We start from the raw sequence: 18,156 nt of genomic DNA, 5'->3' as shown, positions 1-18,156 counted from the left end.
GCTCCGTCTTCACGACGCGGAATCGTCCGCGTACGCGGTGCGGCCTTCAGCACGCCACAGCGTTGGAGCGTATGCACATGTAGTGGTCTGTGTGCCGGCTTTTCCGAGACCGACTCGTGACAAGGCTAGGCGCTCACTCTGCGCACACACACGCGGCACACTCTGATCGCCCTGGGTGGAGGGCTGTTACACGCGCGGTGTCCGTCACATGTGCTGCGCGGACAGCAGGCGCGCGTCGGTGATCAGGCCGGAGGTCTCGTCGGCGAATTCCAGCACCTGCGTGACCCGCAGCAGGCCGCCGTCCGGGTTGCGCATGGTCACGACGGCGAGGATGGTGCCGTCGGCCTGTTCCCGGACGTCCTGGATCTGGATGGCGTCCATGGCGCTCCACGCCTCGATCAGCTTGCCCGCTTCGGATTCGGCCAGCACCGGCGTGATCAGCGACATCGCGCCGTACGGATCGGCGTCGACGGTCTGGTAGAACTTCCGGACCGCGTCGATCTTGTCCTCGGCCGTGCTGACCGCGGCGGGCTTGGCGGCAGGCTGCGAGCTGGTGCTGCTGGACGACGAGCCCTGCGGCGGGAGCGAGCCCGAGCCGGTGCCTGAGGACGGCTGGGGCCTCGCGCTGCCGCCCGACGACGTCGGCGTCTCCTGCTTCCGCTGCGGCTCGGTGGAGTCCGGGACGGCGAGCCCGCCGAGCGCGGCTGCTCCGCTCATCACCTCGGGTACGGCGGCAGCCGGCACGGTGCCCTGCGGCTGTGTGCCCGCGAGCACGCCCGCGGTGACGACGGCGCCCGCGACCAGGAGCCCGGCGGCGACCAGGCCTGCCAGCTTCGCCCGCCGGATGGCGCGGCTTTCCGGCTCGTCCACCTCGGGTTCGGGCCGCGGTGACCGCTCTTCGCGGGCACGCGCGGGAACGAACTTCTGCGGCTCGCGGAAGACCTGCTCGAGGTACTCGCGGTCGACGCGGGTGTCGTTCAGGATCTCTTCCGGGATGACGTCCTCGACACGTACGGCGTCCTCCCGCCGTATGCGCTGTCGATCAAGCACGAAATTCCTCGCTCTGGTCCGGGGCAGGCGCTGGGCCGTTCGGCCCGACGCCTCTGGTCCGCGCGGCCGTCTTCTGAACGGTGCGGACCCTGCCGTCGTCAGGTAACCCTGTGCGGACGGTCCACGGCCAGACTCCATCGCCGGAATGCCGTCGCGATACGACGAACGGCAGCTTAGGTCACCCACCCGGACCAGGGATGACCGCTCGGCGCACCGCACGTGCAGAGGAACAGGACACTTGCACGTGCGCGGTCGCCTACATGCCGTCGTCGACGATCTTGTCGTCGTCGCCGAAGGTGAACGTACGCTGCTCCATGGTCTTCGTTCCGTCTTTGTGAGTGACCTCGACGGTGTTGACCGTGACGCCGCGGCGCTGGTCGATGCTGACCTTCTTCACCTCGAAGTAGGCGACATCGCGGTAGCGGTCCCGGAGGCCCTCCGCGCCTTCTTCGCGGAGGCCGCCGGAGGTCACCGAGGACGCCTCTTGGGGGTTCGTGGTGACCGAGTTGAGGAAGAGCTCGGTGTTGTCGCCCATCGCCTGCGCGTCCGGCTGCGACGCGTACCAGGGGGCCGGCGTGGTGGTGCGGTTGGCCGGGACGACCGGCGGCTTCTGCGGCCGATCGCTCGACGGCGGCGCGGGCCGCCCGGACGTCGCCGGCCCGCTCGAGTCGGGCCGCGACGAGCCGGTCCCGGCGCTTTCGCTGTCCGAGGGGGTGCCGGAATTTGCGGCACTGCGGTCGTCCCTGGTGGAGGACTCCTTCTCGGATTCAGACGGGTTGCCCGCCGCGCCACCCTGCGGCGGCGTGGCCGGATGGCCGGCGAGACCGTCCTGGGTCAGCGGGCTGCCACCGCGGTATCCGGGCCAGCCGCCCTGGCTCTGCTGCTCCGGGAGGGGTTTGCCGACCAGGTACGAACCGGCGAAGAGCAGGCCGACCACGACCAGCGCGGACGCCGCCGCCGCGAACCAGGCGGCCTTGCGCCAGGTCTTGGGCGGAGTCACCGAAGCGGGCACCGAACCGAGGTCGAAGGTGCTCAGACCGTCGACAGGCGGGGCTAGGTAGACACGGACGTCTTCGTTGTCGTCGACCTCCACCGGCTCGGGACGGCGGGGAGCGGGGGCGGTCAGCGTCACCTTCGTGCGCTGGGCGGCCTTCGCGCGCCGTTCCTCGGCGGGAGGCGGGACGGGTTCGGTGAACGAGACCTCGACGCGGGCCGGGCGGACTGGGGGCTCTACGGGGACCTCGCGAGCGGGCTGGGGGAGCGGCAGACGGCCGCTCGATGGGGCGTAGCCGGGGCCCGGCGCCCTCCTGTCCCGCGGCGGCGGCAGGGGAAGGGAACCGGTGGCGGGCGGGGCGAACTCGCGGTGCGCGTGATGCCCGTGCCCGCCTGCGCGCTGCCCCCGCGGCGGCACGGCGGGAGTCCAGCCTTCGGTACCGCCCGCCCGGTGGCGGCCCGCTTGCGTGGCGCCGTTCCGTCCCTGGTGTTCCGCCCAGCCGTTCATGTCCGAGCGACCCTCTCGCAGGCCGGCCCTGACGGCGATGTGACACCGGTTAAGCCGAACGGAGCAGCGGGTTCACGGGATCCCTCGCTTGCAGACTCCCAAGCAGTCTCGTGAGCAAATGCACGCGCATACGACTGGGGGCGCGCGGGGCCATCGCCCCCGCGCGCCATACGGGCATCGCCCGACCCAGACGCAAGGGTCCACACGAGGACCACACTAAAAGTTCGACACCCGCAAGTCTTCACCCGCTCTGCAAGTTGCAGATGTTTCACTCGGTCGGGCGCGGCCGAACGGGCCTCGGTGACGTTACGGAGTGCTATCGGCGCTGGTGAGGCCGTTCAGTTGCCGCTGCGGTACTTCTGCTGGGTCGACTGCAAGGCTTTCGTGGCCGTGATCCCGCTACCCGCTGCAAGCAAAATGGCGATGACGTCGAGCGTCGTTCCCCCACTCGTGAGCAGCCAGGCGAAAAGCGACGCGGCCGTGGTACCCGCCGCGATCGGCCAGCGCGTCTTGACGTACTGGGCGATGGGGGTGCCGCCCGCGCGCTTACCCGCCGCGTTGTTCAGCATGGCGAGATAGCCCAGATGGCCCAGCGCGGCGAGCACACCGGCGATCGCGATCACGACGGCGATGAGGTTAATCATGTGTCCAGTTTGCCCTGTCCCGGGCCGTCGTGGCTCGGGGAACACCCTGAGTTCCGCCTCACGGCACTGGATCGTGACGTGGCCGGATCGCGTTTAGCCCGCTAAACGCGATCCGGGTGCGTCGCGGGAGCAAGGGACCTTTGCTACCACTTACCGTCCCAGCCTGCCCCGCCCGAGGTTGAGCAGCGCCATCGCCAGCTGCCGCCCCTCCGGCCCGAGCTCGCGGTAGCGCGCGAGCACGTCCATCTCGCGGTTGTAGACGATCCTGGTGCCGCCCGCGGCCATCCTGGCCGCACCGATCGTCTTGGAGACTTCGACCCGGCGTTTGACCAGCCGCAGGATCTCGCCGTCGAGGAAGTCGATCTCCTTGCGGAGCTCGCCGATCTCTTCGGCGGTGGCGGTGGGTTCTTCGGCGTCCGGCTTCTGTGTGGTGCTCATCGGGACCTTTCTTCGGTCCGGATTCCCTGCTGGCCCCCGGAACAGCGTAAAGCCCCGGGGTCCGTGGACTCCGGGGCTTCGGGTGATGGCATTCGCGGCACTATGCGATCACGGGAGCCGGAGTCCGGGTCCCGTAAAAAAATCGCGTCGAGTGGTGCCGCATGCCGGTCATTATGCCACAGCGATGCCGTCCTCCGGCTTGAAGCGGCGGCGCGCTCCGCGGACACGGGCGTGCACGAGGACGCTCATGGCCAGCCAGAACATCGGCATCGCGGGCCAGAAGAACGGCGCCCCCGAGGCCGTCCATCGGACGATCAGCAGCACCGAAAGCACGACGGCGACCGCGAGATGGATCCGCACCGCTGGATGCCCGAAGGCGACCAGGCGCCGCTTCGGCACGGGTTTCGGCAGATCCGAAGTGAGCGCGACGAGATCGTCCGTGTATTCGGCGGAATACACAGCGCTCAGCCGGTCTTCCACTTCTTCGAGAGTGAGACGGCCTTCACCGCCGGCGGCCTGGATACGGGTCGCGACCCGCTCCCTGTCGATGTCGGCGGCCCTGAGCCGGGAGGGAATTCCGTTGGTGTCCATGGCATCCGATCCTCCGCCGCGAACACCGCTCGCGCGTCGGACGGCAGGCGTCAACACCGCCTACGCCCGGCGCTGTAGCGTGGACCGGCGATGAACACCCTCTTCGATCTCCCAGCGGACGGTCCGGCCAAGTCCCGGCACTCGGACCTGCTCGACGACCTGAACCCGGCACAGCGCGAGGCCGTGACCCATGCGGGCTCGCCGCTGCTGGTCGTCGCGGGCGCGGGTTCCGGCAAGACCCGGGTGCTGACCCGGCGGATCGCGTACCTGCTGGCCGAACGGGACGTGCACCCCGGCCAGATCATGGCGATCACGTTCACCAACAAGGCGGCCGCGGAGATGCGGGAGCGGGTGAGCGACCTCGTCGGTTCTGGCGCGCGCGCCATGTGGGTGTCGACGTTCCACTCCATGTGCGTGCGGATCCTGCGCCGTGAGGCCAAAACGCTGGAGATGTCGTCGAGTTTCTCCATCTACGACTCGGACGACACGAAGCGGCTCATCACCCTCGTCGCCCGCGATCTCGACATCGACCCGAAGAAGTACGCGGCGCGCACGCTGGCCGTGCACATCTCGAACCTCAAGAACGAGCTGATCGATCCGGAGACGGCGGTCGCCGACGCGGGCAACGACCTCGAACGCCGCGTCGCCGAGGTCTACGTCGAGTACCAGCGGCGGCTGAACCAGGCCAACGCGTTCGACTTCGACGACCTCATCATGCGGACGGTCGAACTCCTGCAGCGGTATCCGGACGTCGCCGAGTACTACCGGCGGCGGTTCCGGCACGTGCTGGTCGACGAGTACCAGGACACGAACCACGCGCAGTACACGCTGGTCCGCGAGCTGGTGGGCACCGAGGCGAACGAGGCCGGGATCGAGCAGGCCGAACTCTGCGTCGTGGGTGACGCGGACCAGTCGATCTACGCCTTCCGCGGCGCGACGATCCGCAACATCGAGGAATTCGAACGCGACTTCCCGAACGCGCGGACCGTGCTGCTGGAACAGAACTACCGCTCGACCCAGACGATCCTGAACGCGGCGAACGCGGTCATCGCGCGAAACCCCAACAGGCGCGCGAAGCGGCTGTGGACCGATTCCGGTGACGGCGAGAAGATCGTCGGCTACGTGGCGGACAACGAGCACGACGAAGCGGCGTTCGTCGCGGGCGAGATCGACGCGCTGGCGGACAAGGGCGAAGCGGACTATTCCGACGTCGCGGTCTTCTATCGCACCAACAACCAGTCCCGTGTCTTCGAAGAGATCTTCATCCGCTTGGGCCTGCCGTACAAGGTCGTCGGCGGGGTGCGGTTCTACGAACGGCGCGAGGTCCGCGACATGCTCGCGTACCTGAGGGTGCTGGCGAACCCGGAGGACACGGTCAGCCTGCGCCGCATCCTCAACGTCCCCAAACGAGGCATCGGCGACCGCGCCGAAGCGGTCATCGCGACGTACGCCGAGCGCGAGCGGATCTCGTTCGCGCAGGCGTTGCGCGGCGCGGTCAACGGCGAGGTGCCGCTGCTGAACCCGCGCTCCGCCAAGGCGATCACCGGTTTCGTCGAGTTGATGGACGAGCTCGGCGAGGTCGTCGAGAGCGGCGCGGAAGTCGCCGACATCCTCGAAGCGGTCCTGGAGCGCACGGGCTACCGCACGGAACTCGAGGAGTCCGAAGACCCGCAGGACGCGTCGCGGGTGGAGAACCTGACGGAACTCGTCACCGTCGCGCGGGAGTTCACCGAATTCACCACGGAGGTCGCCGGTCCGGACGGCGAACTCCCCGAAATCGACACCGCGGACCCCGGTGTGCCGGAGCCGGGTTCGCTGCCCGCCTTCCTGGAGCGGGTCTCGCTGGTGGCGGACGCGGATTCGGTCCCGTCGCCCGACGGCGGCGACGATAGCGGCGAGGGGCACGACGCCGGCGTGGTCACGCTGATGACCGTGCACACCGCGAAGGGCCTCGAATACCCGGTCGTCTTCGGAACGGGCTGGGAAGACGGAATCTTCCCGCATATGCGTGCGCTCGGTGACACGACCGAACTCGCCGAAGAGCGACGGCTCGCCTACGTCGCGATCACGCGGGCGAGGAAGAGGCTGTACGTCTCCCGTTCGATGGTGCGCTCCGCCTGGGGCCAGCCGCAGATGAACCCGGCCTCGCGGTTCCTCGACGAGCTTCCCGCGGACCTGGTCGATTGGCGCAGGCTCGCGCCTTCCTCGTCCTCCGGCGGTTTCGGTTCGTCGGGTGGATCGCCGCGTGCCGCGACGACCTGGGGGAGCCGCGGCGGTGGCTCGTCGCCTTCGAGGTCGGCGAGCACGAGCCCGTTCGGCAAGGGTTGGAAGGACACCGTCGCGCTCAAACTGGACGTCGGCGACAGGGTCAGCCACGACAAGTACGGGCTCGGGACCGTCGTCGCCTGCGACGGCGCGGGCCCGCGGGCCACGGCGACGATCGACTTCGGCGCCGCCGGCAAGGTCCGGCTGATGCTCATCGGCAGCGTCCCGATGGTCAAACTCTAGCCCTGACCTGCGGTTTCTTTGCCGCGCACGAAAACTGTCGGACCCCTCCCGTATACCTGTGTCATCGAACACGAGTTCGATGTGCTGGGGTAGGCTGGATGAGCCGGTGTGCCCCTGATCAGAAGGAGGGGGCACACGGTGTGGACGGGGTCTTGTTTGGGGTTCTCTCGAGTGGGGTACTCGAGTACTTGCGGGGTGTTGAAGAAGGGGCGGGGACGGATCGGGGTCCGGAGCCGCCGGAAGTGCTCAGGCTGGTCGCGGCCTGGCGCGCGTTACTGCGGACACACGAACCGGACGGGGCCGGACGGTGCGTCGTATGCGGTCACGCGCGGCGATGGCTGTTCGGGCCGCGGCCAGCCGGGTGCCGAACTTTTTTCCGGGGACTTTTCGCCGGATGGCGGCCGATCGAACGGCGCCCGGCCGGTCTCTGCACGGTCTGGCAGATCGCCGTGGGGTACTTCGTCCGGAAGTCGGCCGACGGCGTCGCTTGAGGGCATTGAGGGCCCGAAAGAGGGCACGCGCGCCGCGGTGGATGGCCTGCGACGCTTCCCGATGTCTTCGAAGGGGGAAGCGGAGGCCTTGAAGGCGCGCCAGAGCGTCGTTGCCCGGCGCGCCCTTGTCGCGGGCGGGGTCACCGGTGTGGTGAAGGGGACTGCGGCAGGATCAGCCGACGCTCACGCCACGGGCGGCGAGCCACGGGCGCGGGTCGATCTTCTTCGTGCCGTTCTGCCACACCTCGAAGTGCAGGTGCGGGCCGGTGCTCTGACCACGGTTGCCGACCTCGGCGATCTCCTCGCCGCACTTGACCTTCTGGCCTTCGCGGACGGAGAACGAGTTCATGTGGCCGTAGACGTGGATGGTGCCGTCGGCGAGCTGAACCTTGACCCAGAGGCCGAAACCGCTCGCCGGGCCCGCTTCGACGACCGTGCCGTCGGAGGCCGCGACGATCGGCGTGCCGATCGGGGCCGCGATGTCGATGCCGAGGTGGCTCGTGCCCCACCGGGCACCGAAGCCCGAGGTGAAGGTGCCCTTGGTCGGCATGCAGGTCTTGGGCCGCTTGGCCTCTTCTTCGGCCTTGCGGGCCGCTTCGGCCTCGCGCTTGACGCGGGCCTGGGTGATGCTGTTGTTCTCCGAGAGCTTCTGGGCTTCGGCGGAGGCGTTCGTCGACTGGCTCGTCGGCAGCAGCTCGGGGGCGCCACCACCGGCTCCGCCGCCGAGGGCGAACGAGGCGCTCGCGTCCTGGGTGCTGGCCAGCGGGGTGACGGCGGCGTCGGAGGATTCCGAAACGGACTTCAGGGTCTGCCCGGCAGCGGCGGCCGCGAAGGCGCCGGCAGCGACGGCTGCGACCACGACACGACCGCGAAGGGCCGAGGACGGGGGCGACAGGCGGTGCGAGCCCCGGACGCGAACGACCGCACCATCGAGTGCGTTCTCGAGCGCCGGGGAAGGAGCTTGGCCGCCGGGGGAGCGGTGTGAAGCCAAGACGGGGCCTTCCGTGTTCGGGGAGTCGGATCAAGAGCCCGGGCGGGGGATCCCGGTGAACGACCTCGGGGGTGGTTCGTTCGATGCTCTCATTCGTGATCTGACTGTAATGGGGACCCCGGGACAGTAACGAAGCGGCACCCCGATCAGCAAGATCTGGCGGCGCTCTCGGCCGATCGGGCGACGGTGATCTGGCCGTTGTCCAGTGAGGATTACCCAAAGTTAGACCAGGTTTACTCGCAACCGTGTGACTTGCGTTACAAGATCAGAGGGCCGTTCGGGGGTACCGGAGGGCCGGAAAGGGGGCAAACGAGGGAAATAAGTGGTTGCACGACGGTGTTGAAGCAGGTTTACCCGGACCCGGCCCTTCAGTGGCCTGGTCGAGCGCCGATGAGACCTGGGGCGCCCCTGCTGCGGGGCCCCGCCGACCCTGGCTTGCTAGCGTCGCCGTCGATGACTTCGCGCTCACGGCACCCTGGCGACTCCGCCGGGCAAGCCGACCCCGGTACCGCGTCCGCCGAACTTCTCCGGAGCGAACCGGGCTCCCGCCCGCGAGCGCTCCTGCTGTCGGCGGGGTTGGTGTCGGCCGGTGCGGTCGCGCTGGCCGCCGGCGCGCTGCTGCCCGTCATCCAGGGCGGTTCGCCTGGTTTGACCGCCGCTCCCCTGCTGGTCGTGCTGGCCTTGGCGCCCGCGGCGGCCGTGCTCTACGCGGTGGTCACCGGCCGCTCCGGGCTCACGGCGGGTCTGGTGCTCGGGCTCACCGCGCTCGCGCCCGGACGGCTGCTGCTGGACCTGCAGCTGCTCGCCGACGGGTCCCTCGCCGCGCGTCCGGAACTGTTTCTCGCCGACAGGCTGCTCGCGCTGCCTCCGTCGGGGCCGGGGCTGTGGCCGCTGGTGGCGGGTCATCTGCTCACGCTCGCGGCTGGGGCGTTCGCCGCCGGGGCCGCTCGCGACGAGGCGGAACTGGCGGGTGAACTCGACGGACGGCGCCGCTGGCGGCTGCTCGGCCCCGTACTCGGCGTGGCGGGCGGGGTCGGCTTGCTGCTCGCGCCGCTCGGTTCGGGCAACGCTTACCTCCTGGCCAAGAACGCCTTCGAAGGCCCGACCGTCGCGATGGCCGGGTACCTGTTGCTCGCGGCCTTGCTCCCGCTGACCGTGCTCGTGGCGGTGAGTTCGCCCTCGGCCGGGGTCGGCAAGGGCGGATTCGCCGGAGCGGGGCTGGCGGTGCTCGCGGTCGGTGTCCCGCCCGTGATCGCGGGGCTGGTCGTGGACCGGCTTTCGGTCGCGCCGGGTTCGGTGGTCGTGACCGTCGCGGGCCTGGCGCTGGTGGGCCTTGCCTTCACGCGGTTCGACGTCGCGGAAGCGGGCGAGGCCGTCACCGGCGACCTGGCGGGCGAGGCCAAGCTGCCGGGGCTGTTCTGGTGGCGGCTGGCCACCGGTGGGCTGGCGCTGCTCGCCGCCGCGGCCGCGGTCGCGGGGGCGCTGGCCCCGGTACTGAAGGCCAACGGTCCGACGCCGGTACCCGAGACTCCGGCGCGCTGGCTGCTGCTCGGCGCCGCGGTCGTGCTCGCCGTGCCCGCGCTGTTCGTCTTCGTACCGCGGCTCTCGGCGTTCGCGAGGGGAGTCGTCGCGGCCACGTGGGCGGGTGTCGTCCTCGCGGGCGCGGCGGTGCTGAGCGCGGCCTTGTCCGTGACCGAGGACAAGGCCGTGGACCCGGCGCTGTTCGGAGTCGATCTGCCGTTACCGCTGCCGGACAAGGTCGGCTTCTCGGCGGGTCCCGGGGTCACGTGGACGTTCATCGCGCTCGTGCTGGCGGCCGTGGCCGCGCTCGCGGCGGTGATCACCGGCGTCGTGGAGCGTGACGTCTCCGACGACGACGCGGAACTGGACACCGGCCTGGACGGAACGCGGGCGAGGGGGAACGTGCTCACCCCGCTCGTCGCGGCGGCGGTACTGGCGATCGCCGCGTTCGGCACGCCGGTGTTCACCGCGCCCGGCTACGCCGCCCCCGGGCTGTGGTCGGACTTCGGCGCGGCGTCGTGGGGCCTGCTCGGCGCGCTCGCGGTCGTCCTCGGCCTGTACGCGCTCGTCCCGCGTTCACGGCCGGCCGCGGCGGCGTCCGCCTTGTCCGGGGCCGCGCTGGTGCTCGGCCTGCGTGCGGCGGAACTTCCGCTCGTCGGCTCGGAGTACGACGGCTCCTCGGCCGGGATCGGGTTTTGGCTCGCGCTGGCAGGCGCCGTCGTCACCCTCGTCACGGCCGGGATGGCCGTCGCGGGCGCACGGCGGGCCGGATGACGCGCCGTCTTCTTCGGGTCGTGCTGGCCGAGTTCGACGTGGAGGAAGGTGCCGCGGTCGCTCTCGGGCGGTTGCTGCGTGACGACGGCGTCGAGGTGGTCTACGTCGGTCGCCTCGACACGGTCGACCAAATGGCCAGGACGGTCGAACAGGAGGACCCGGACATCCTCGGCGTCCTGTGCGGCGCGAACGAACCGGAAGGATTGGCCGAAGCCGTGCCGGGCGTTCTCCTCTTCGCGGTCGGTAACGGCCCGAGCGGGTTCGAGAACGCCTTCGAAAGCCTGGAAAACGCGGCGAACTGGGTCTCCGGTGTGCGGTCTCACACCGTGGAAACACCGTCTGACCGCGTACGGTGACCGACTTCACCAGGTGCGGAGTCCCCTGCTTCTGCGCAGGTCGCTAACCTCGACTGGTCCGACAGCGCGGTCCGGCAACGGACCACCACAGTGGCGTGTCGTCAGGAGACTGGAGTAGTGGACCTCTACGAATACCAGGCGAGGGATCTCTTCGCCGCCCACGGAGTACCGGTTCTGCCGGGTGCCGTGGCAAACACCCCCGAAGAAGCCAAGGCCACCGCCGAGAAGATCGGCAACCAGGTCGTCATCAAGGCGCAGGTCAAGACCGGCGGCCGCGGCAAGGCGGGCGGCGTCAAGCTGGCCCAGACGCCGGATGAGGCCGCCGAGAAGGCCGAGGCGATCCTCGGCCTGGACATCAAGGGCCACATCACGCGTCGCGTGCTGGTGGCCGAAGCCTCGGACATTTCCGAGGAGTACTACTTCTCCTTCCTGCTGGACCGTGCGAACCGCACCTTCCTCGCGATGGCTTCCGCCGAAGGCGGCGTGGAGATCGAGCAGCTGGCCGTCGAGCGTCCCGAAGCGCTCGCGAAGATCCCGGTCGACGCGATCGCCGGTGTCGACAAGGCGAAGGCCGTCGAGATCCTGACCGCGGGCAAGTTCCCGGAGAAGGTCGTCGACGAGGCCGCCGACGTCGTCGTGAAGCTCTGGGAGACCTTCGTCTCCGAGGACGCCACGCTGGTCGAGGTCAACCCGCTGGTCCGTGACCCGCAGGACAAGATCATCGCCCTCGACGGCAAGGTCACCCTCGACGAGAACGCCTCGTTCCGTCAGCCGGGCCACGAGGCCCTGGTCGACAAGGACGCGGAGAACCCGCTCGAGGCGAAGGCCAAGGCCAAGGACCTCAACTACGTCAAGCTCGACGGCGAGGTCGGCATCATCGGCAACGGCGCGGGCCTCGTGATGTCCACGCTGGACGTCGTGGCGTACGCGGGCGAGAAGCACGGCGGCGTCAAGCCCGCCAACTTCCTCGACATCGGTGGCGGCGCTTCGGCCGAGGTCATGGCGGCCGGTCTGGACGTCATCCTCAACGACACCGACGTGAAGAGCGTCTTCGTCAACGTCTTCGGTGGCATCACCGCTTGCGACGCGGTCGCGAACGGCATCGTCGAAGCGCTGAAGATCCTGGGCGACGAGGCCACCAAGCCGCTCGTCGTGCGGCTGGACGGCAACAACGTCGTCGAGGGACGTCAGATCCTGGCCGACGCGAACCACCCGCTCGTCACCGTGGTGGACACAATGGACAACGCGGCCGACAAGGCCGCCGAGCTCGCCGCGGCAGGTGCGTGAGATGTCGATCTTCATCAACGAGAACAGCAAGGTCATCGTCCAGGGGCTCACCGGCTCCGAGGGCATGAAGCACGCGACCAAGATGCTGAAGTCCGGCACGAACATCGTGGGTGGCGTCAACGCCCGCAAGGCAGGCCAGACCGTCTCCATCGAGGGCAAGGACCTCACCGTGTTCGGCACGGTCGAGGAGGCCATCAAGGAGACCGGCGCCGACGTTTCGGTCATCTTCGTGCCGCCGAAGTTCGCCAAGGACGCGGTCATCGAGGCGATCGACGCCGAGATCCCGCTCGCCGTGGTGATCACCGAGGGCATCCCGGTGCACGACTCGGCCTACTTCTGGGCGCACGCGGTCGCGACGGGCAACAAGACCCGCATCATCGGGCCGAACTGCCCCGGCGTGATCAGCCCCGGCAAGTCGAACGCGGGCATCATCCCGGCCGACATCACCGGTGCCGGCCCGATCGGTCTCGTGTCGAAGTCGGGCACGCTGACCTACCAGATGATGTACGAGCTGCGTGACATCGGTTTCTCGACCGGTGTCGGCATCGGCGGCGACCCGGTCATCGGCACGACGCACATCGACGCCCTCGAGGCGTTCGAGGCCGACCCCGAGACCAAGGTCATCGTGATGATCGGCGAGATCGGTGGCGACGCCGAAGAGCGTGCCGCGGCCTACATCAAGGACAACGTGACCAAGCCGGTCGTCGGCTACGTCGCGGGCTTCACCGCGCCAGAGGGCAAGACCATGGGCCACGCCGGCGCCATCGTCTCCGGTTCCTCCGGCACGGCCGCCGCCAAGAAGGAGGCCCTCGAGGCCGCCGGCGTCAAGGTCGGGAAGACCCCGAGCGAGACCGCCGTCCTGGCGCGCGAGCTGTACAACAGCCTCTGATCCTTCGGAGACTGAGCTTTCCCCGGCGGGCCGGGCACCTTCACCGGTGCCCGGCCCGCCTCTTTGCGCCCGGATCGCGTTTAGCCCGCTGAACGCACGTCGGGGGCGGACCTGCGTTTAGCCCCCTAATCGCGATCCGGCGGCCGCGTCGCGTTTAGCCCCCTAATCGCGATCCGGTCGTCGCCGAGGGGTTCCGCACGGAACCCGACCGGGTGTAGAGACGTCTCAGAGCCCGAGGCGTGGGGTGTCCGCGTGTGCGCTAGCGTTCGAGCATCACAGCCGCCTCGTTTGTCCCGGGAGTCCCGCGCGCCCCGGGGTGCCGGTCGAACGACAGGAGAGCATTCGGATGTCCTATCCCAGCGGTGGGCCCGGCTACCCCCAGCAGGGTGGCGGCCAGCAACACCCCAACCCCGGCTCGGGAGCCTTTCCTCAGCAGCAGGCGCCGTCGCAGGCGACTCCGCTGAACCTGGCGTTGCTGCTCGCGCTCGCCGTGACCGTTCTCGGCCTGGTGCAGTTCTTCATCGGTTTCTCCGACGAGGCCGACGCCGCCGGGCAGATCTCGGTCTTCCTCCTGGTCAGCGGTCTGCTCGCGGCCTTGCACGCGCTGCCGCGCGGTCCGAAGACACTGCCGTTCGCCGCGTTGTTCAGCGTCCTCGGCGCGTTCGGAGCGCTGGATCTGGTCATCGGCTACGGGAGTGGTCGTGAGGATGTCTCGGTCCCCGGCATCCTCACCGTGGTGCTGATCCTCGGCATCCTGCAGATGCTGGTCGCGGTCGCCGCGCTGCTGTTCGAGCACGACGTCATCAAGCTGCCCGCCGCGAAGCCGCAGCAGCAGGCGCCGCAGGCCCCGTACAGCCAGCAGTTCCCGCAGCAGGGCCCGCAGGGTCCGTTCGGCCAGCAGGGTCAGCAGGGCCCGGCCGCCACGCAGGTCCAGCCGTTCCCCGGTTCGGGCCAGCAGGGGCAGCAGCAGGGTGAGCAGTCCGGTCCGTACTCGCAGCCGGGCGGGTTCCAGCCGCCGGTCACGCAGCCGCCGGGCCAGCAGGCCACGACGTACGCGCCGCAGCAGGGCCAGTTCTTCCAGCAGCCGCCGTCCTCCTCGTCGGAGTCGGGTCAGAACCCGGGCACGCCGCCCGGCGGTTTCGGCCAGCAGAGCTGACCTCTCGCACGAAAAAGCACCCGCTGTGACTCTCCGTGTCACAGCGGGTGCTTTTCTTTTCCGGGTTACCCGACCGGGTGGGTTGGGCCACGTGCGCCGACGGGCGGCGGCGTGCCTCACCCGGACGGCCCAGTCCGGATGTCATGGTGCGGTTCATGAAGCTGCTCACCCGCGACGAACGCCCGCCGGGCGAAGAGCCGGTGAGCGACCTCGTCCCCGAGCTGGAGGTCTCCAGGGCGAAGCGGGTTCGTGTGTTGCTCGCGGCGGCCTGCGCGCCCCTGTTGTTCTCCTTCACCGCCATCGCGGCCGTCCTCGCGGTGGTTTCGTTCGCCGCCGACCGGTCCCGGTTCTCCGCCACCGGCGCCCTGCTCGCCGCCGGCCCCGGCTGGCTCGCCTCGTGGCAGGTGGAACTCGACCTCGGTGGTCATCCGCTCGGCGTGCTGCCGCTGCTGCCGACGCTCGTCGTCGGCTGGCTCGTGGCGAGGGCGGCCGCGCGCGCCGCCCGCCGGAGCGGCGGCCGGACCCCGGCGGACGCCATTCCCGTGGTGACGGTGATCGCCGGCGCCCACGCCCTGTTCGGTGTGCTCGTCGCCCTGCTGGCGGGCGGATCGCCGGTCGACGTGAACCCGCTGACCGCTTTCTGTGTACCGGGCCTCCTCGCCGGACTCGCCGCCATCGCGGGGGTCGCCAAGGCCTGCGGGCTGCCTGCCGCGGTGCGGGACCGGTTCGATCCGGTGGCGGTCCAAGGCCTGCGGGCGGGCGCGCTCGGGCTCGCCGCGTTGATCGCCTGCGGCGCCGTGGTGTTCACCGCGGCCACCGCGCTTTCTTGGTCCACTGTGGACAGTCTGTTCGAGCCGGGATTCGGTGCGAGCTTCGGCCTGTTGGTGCTTTCCGTCGCCTACCTGCCGAACGCGGTCGTCGCCGCGCTGTCGTTCACCACCGGGCCGGGGTTCTCGGTCGGTTCGCTGACCGTCGGCATGTTCGGCTACCAGGAAGGCAAGCTGCCCGGGGTGCCGCTGCTGGCGGGGATCCCGTCGCACCACGCGGTCTGGTGGCCGGCGTTGCTGCTCCTGCCCGCGCTGGTCGGCGCGCTGGTCGGCTGGCGGATCCGCGCGATCGACGAGGATCCGATGCTGCGGATGAGGGCGGTCGCCGTCGCGGGCGCGTTCGTCGCGTTCGGCTGTGTCATCCTCGGGACCCTTTCCGGTGGCAGGCTGGGAGACGGGCCGTTCGATCCGGTCAGCGTGCCGGTCGGGGTCGCGTCGGTGATCGCCTTCTGCTGGATCGTCGTCCCCGGTGGGTTCGTCGCGTTCTTCGCCGGAGCGCACGACGCCCCCGAACCGCCGGGCGAACCCGAGGTCGAGGAAGACCTCGTCGAGCCGGAAGAGGATGAACCGGCGGAGGAAGAAACCGAGCCCGAAGCCGAAGAACCGGCGGAGGACGTCGACGAGACTCCTGCCGAAGACGAGCCGGACGCGGAGCCGGAAGACGAGCCCGAGCAGGACGTCGCTGTGACCGACTCCACCGAGGGGTCCGGCGACGAAAGCGCCCCCGGTGACGACCGTTAGGGTTGTCGCGACCAGGTGAAGCGCCGTACGCCCGAGTGCGTACCGCCGTGGCAAGGAGCCCGTTCTGGCTAGTCGGTTGGACCTGCCCACTCCGGTGAAGCTCGTCGTCCTCGCGTCCGGTTCCGGCACGCTGCTGCAAGCCGTGCTCGACGCGGTCGAAAAGCCGAACTTCCCGGCGAAGGTGGTCGCCGTCGGAGCGGACCGCGCCGGGATCGAGGCGCTCACCCGGGCCGAACGCGCCGGCGTGCCGTCGTTCGCCGTGCGGATGGCCGATCACCCGGACCGCTCGGCGTGGGACAAGGCGATCACCGAATCCGTCGCCGCCTACCAGCCGGACCTGGTCGTCTCGGCCGGATTCATGAAGATCCTCGGCGCCGAATTCCTCGCGCGGTTCCCCGGCCGCGTGATCAACACACATCCGGCGTTGCTGCCATCGTTCCCCGGCGCGCACGCCGTGGCCGACGCGCTGGCGATGGCCGTCAAGGTCACCGGGTCGACGGTCCATTTCGTCGACGCCGGAGTCGACACCGGGCCGATCATCGCGCAGGAGCCGGTGATCGTGGAGCCCGACGACGACGAGCACGTCCTGCACGAGCGGATCAAGGCCGTGGAACGCAGGCTCCTGGTGGAAACGATCGAAAAACTCGGCCGGAGCGGGTGCGCGGTCGAGGGACGAAAGGTGAGGTTTTCGTGAGTACCGCACAGGGACAGCGTCCCGTCCGGCGCGCGCTGATCGGCGTCTCCGACAAGGCCGGCCTGCTCGAACTCGCCACCGGGCTGCACGCGGCGGGTGTCGAGATCGTGTCGACCGGCGGCACGGCGAAGGTCATCGCGAACGCCGGGGTGCCGGTGACGCCGGTCGAAGAGGTCACCGGGTTCCCGGAGTCCCTCGACGGCCGGGTCAAGACGCTGCACCCGCGCGTGCACGCGGGCCTGCTCGCCGACCGTGAGCGCCCGGAGCACGTCGAGCAGCTCAAGCAGCTCGACATCGCGCCGTTCGACCTGCTCGTGGTCAACCTGTACCCGTTCACGCAGACCGTCGCGTCAGGTGCGAGCCCCGAGGACTGTGTCGAGAACATCGACATCGGCGGTCCGGCGATGGTGCGCGCCGCGGCGAAGAACCACAACAGCGTCGCCGTCGTGGTCGACCCCTCCCGTTACGAGTGGGTGCTGGAGCGCGTCGCCGCCGGTGGGTTCGAGCTGGCCGACCGCAAGCGGCTCGCCGCGCAGGCCTACGCGCACACCGCGGCCTACGACACCGCAGTCGCATCGTGGTTCGCGAACGTCTACGCGCCCGCGGACGACTCCGGTTTCCCGGACTTCACCGGCGCTTCGTGGGAGCGCGGCGACGTGCTGCGCTACGGCGAGAACCCGCACCAGAAGGCCGCGCTGTACAAGCACTGGCGGCCGGGCCTCGCGCACGCGGAACAGCTGCACGGCAAGGCCATGTCGTACAACAACTACGTCGACACCGACGCCGCGCGCCGTGCCGCCTACGACTTCGAGGCCCCGGCCGTCGCGATCATCAAGCACGCCAACCCGTGCGGGATCGCGGTTGGCGAGGACATCGCCGAGGCGCACCGGAAGGCGCACGCGTGCGACCCGGTTTCGGCCTACGGCGGGGTGATCGCGACCAACCGGCCGGTGAGCCGCGAGGCCGCCGAGCAGATCTCCGAGGTGTTCACCGAGGTCGTCCTGGCGCCGGACTTCGACGCCGAGGCGCTGGAGATCCTGCAGCGCAAGAAGAACGTGCGGCTGCTGAAGCTGCCCGCGATCACGTCGCCGGATCCGATCGAGTTCCGGCCGATCTCCGGCGGCATGCTGGTGCAGACCGTCGACACGATCGCCGCCGAGGGCGACGACCCGGCGAACTGGACCCTGGCGACCGGCGCGCCCGCCGACGAGCGGACGCTGGCCGACCTCGAGTTCGCGTGGCGTTCGCTGCGCGCGGTGAAGTCGAACGCGATCCTGCTGGCGAACGAGGGCGCGACCGTCGGCGTCGGCATGGGCCAGGTGAACCGGGTCGATTCCTCGCGGCTCGCGGTTTCGCGTGCGGGAGAGCGGGCGAAGGGCTCCGTCGCCGCGTCGGACGCCTTCTTCCCGTTCCCGGACGGGCTCGAGGTCCTGCTGGAGGCCGGCGTCCGCGCCGTCGTCCAGCCGGGTGGCTCGATCCGCGACGCCGAGGTCATCGCCGCCGCCGAGGCCGCCGGGGTCACCCTTTACCTGACCGGCACACGCCACTTCGCCCACTGACGCGGACCTGCGTTTCGCGGGCTAATCGCGATCCGGCCACGGACCTGCGTTTAGCCCCCTAATCGCGATCCGGGTGCCCGCGACGGGACCACGGCATTCCCGGTGCCCGGCCCCGGCCGGCATGCCATGCTGGCCGCA

At 69.9% G+C, this 18,156-nt stretch carries 15 protein-coding genes; 9 read left to right on the top strand and 6 right to left on the bottom strand.

The window, feature by feature from the left end; genetic code table 11:
* Positions 1-204 precede the first annotated feature (204 nt).
* The 5 genes from AC069H_RS24540 to AC069H_RS24520 all read right to left on the bottom strand — a co-directional run bounded on the left by AC069H_RS24540 (position 205) and on the right by AC069H_RS24520 (position 4,224).
* Positions 205-1,050: a hypothetical protein gene (locus AC069H_RS24540; RefSeq protein ID WP_478233945.1), complete on the bottom strand. Its 846-nt coding sequence runs from the start codon at positions 1,048-1,050 to the stop codon at positions 205-207.
* Between the two features lie 256 nt (positions 1,051-1,306).
* Complete coding sequence (locus AC069H_RS24535; protein ID WP_478233944.1) at positions 1,307-2,551, bottom strand: hypothetical protein; 1,245 nt, start codon at positions 2,549-2,551, stop codon at positions 1,307-1,309.
* A gap of 338 nt (positions 2,552-2,889) precedes the next feature.
* Positions 2,890-3,195, bottom strand: coding sequence for a hypothetical protein (locus tag AC069H_RS24530; protein WP_125680026.1), 306 nt, complete (start codon positions 3,193-3,195; stop codon positions 2,890-2,892).
* A 150-nt stretch (positions 3,196-3,345) separates the two neighbouring features.
* Positions 3,346-3,633 (bottom strand): chorismate mutase, encoded by a 288-nt coding sequence (locus AC069H_RS24525; protein WP_034304455.1) that lies wholly within the window; start codon positions 3,631-3,633, stop codon positions 3,346-3,348.
* Between the two features lie 171 nt (positions 3,634-3,804).
* Complete coding sequence (locus AC069H_RS24520; protein WP_478233943.1) at positions 3,805-4,224, bottom strand: DUF1707 SHOCT-like domain-containing protein; 420 nt, start codon at positions 4,222-4,224, stop codon at positions 3,805-3,807.
* A gap of 90 nt (positions 4,225-4,314) precedes the next feature.
* Between AC069H_RS24520 and pcrA the strand changes: the two genes are divergently transcribed.
* On the top strand, positions 4,315-6,732 hold the full coding sequence (gene pcrA / locus AC069H_RS24515; RefSeq protein ID WP_478233942.1) for a DNA helicase PcrA: 2,418 nt from the start codon (positions 4,315-4,317) through the stop codon (positions 6,730-6,732).
* Between the two features lie 663 nt (positions 6,733-7,395).
* Here the strand turns inward: pcrA and AC069H_RS24510 are convergent.
* A complete protein-coding gene (locus AC069H_RS24510) occupies positions 7,396-8,082 on the bottom strand; it encodes a M23 family metallopeptidase (protein ID WP_340684684.1) in 687 nt (228 codons plus the stop codon).
* 585 nt (positions 8,083-8,667) lie between these two features.
* Between AC069H_RS24510 and AC069H_RS24505 the strand changes: the two genes are divergently transcribed.
* The 8 genes from AC069H_RS24505 to purH all read left to right on the top strand — a co-directional run bounded on the left by AC069H_RS24505 (position 8,668) and on the right by purH (position 18,018).
* A complete protein-coding gene (locus tag AC069H_RS24505; protein WP_478233941.1) occupies positions 8,668-10,509 on the top strand; it encodes a hypothetical protein in 1,842 nt (613 codons plus the stop codon).
* Complete coding sequence (locus AC069H_RS24500; protein ID WP_478225039.1) at positions 10,506-10,865, top strand: hypothetical protein; 360 nt, start codon at positions 10,506-10,508, stop codon at positions 10,863-10,865. Before AC069H_RS24505 ends, AC069H_RS24500 begins: the two co-directional genes overlap by 4 nt.
* 117 nt (positions 10,866-10,982) lie before the next feature.
* Positions 10,983-12,152 (top strand): ADP-forming succinate--CoA ligase subunit beta, encoded by a 1,170-nt coding sequence (gene sucC / locus AC069H_RS24495; RefSeq protein ID WP_126736646.1) that lies wholly within the window; start codon positions 10,983-10,985, stop codon positions 12,150-12,152.
* Position 12,153: 1 nt separating this feature from the next.
* Entirely contained in the window at positions 12,154-13,041 is an 888-nt protein-coding gene (gene sucD, locus AC069H_RS24490) for a succinate--CoA ligase subunit alpha (protein ID WP_005165134.1), read from the top strand.
* A gap of 346 nt (positions 13,042-13,387) precedes the next feature.
* Complete coding sequence (locus AC069H_RS24485) at positions 13,388-14,197, top strand: DUF5336 domain-containing protein (RefSeq protein WP_478233940.1); 810 nt, start codon at positions 13,388-13,390, stop codon at positions 14,195-14,197.
* Between the two features lie 143 nt (positions 14,198-14,340).
* The gene (locus tag AC069H_RS24480) at positions 14,341-15,765 is read left to right on the top strand and encodes a cell division protein PerM (protein ID WP_478233939.1); all 1,425 of its coding nucleotides are present in this window, start codon (positions 14,341-14,343) and stop codon (positions 15,763-15,765) included.
* Between the two features lie 76 nt (positions 15,766-15,841).
* Positions 15,842-16,459, top strand: a complete 618-nt coding sequence (gene purN, locus AC069H_RS24475) for a phosphoribosylglycinamide formyltransferase (RefSeq protein WP_478225042.1) — start codon at positions 15,842-15,844, stop codon at positions 16,457-16,459.
* Entirely contained in the window at positions 16,456-18,018 is a 1,563-nt protein-coding gene (gene purH / locus AC069H_RS24470) for a bifunctional phosphoribosylaminoimidazolecarboxamide formyltransferase/IMP cyclohydrolase (protein WP_478225043.1), read from the top strand. Before purN ends, purH begins: the two co-directional genes overlap by 4 nt.
* Positions 18,019-18,156 lie beyond the last annotated feature (138 nt).

The sequence above is a fragment of the Amycolatopsis sp. NPDC043887 genome, from assembly GCF_056435665.1.
The sequence above is the reverse complement of the archived record's forward strand: the minus strand, read 5'-3'. Positions and strand labels throughout refer to the sequence as shown.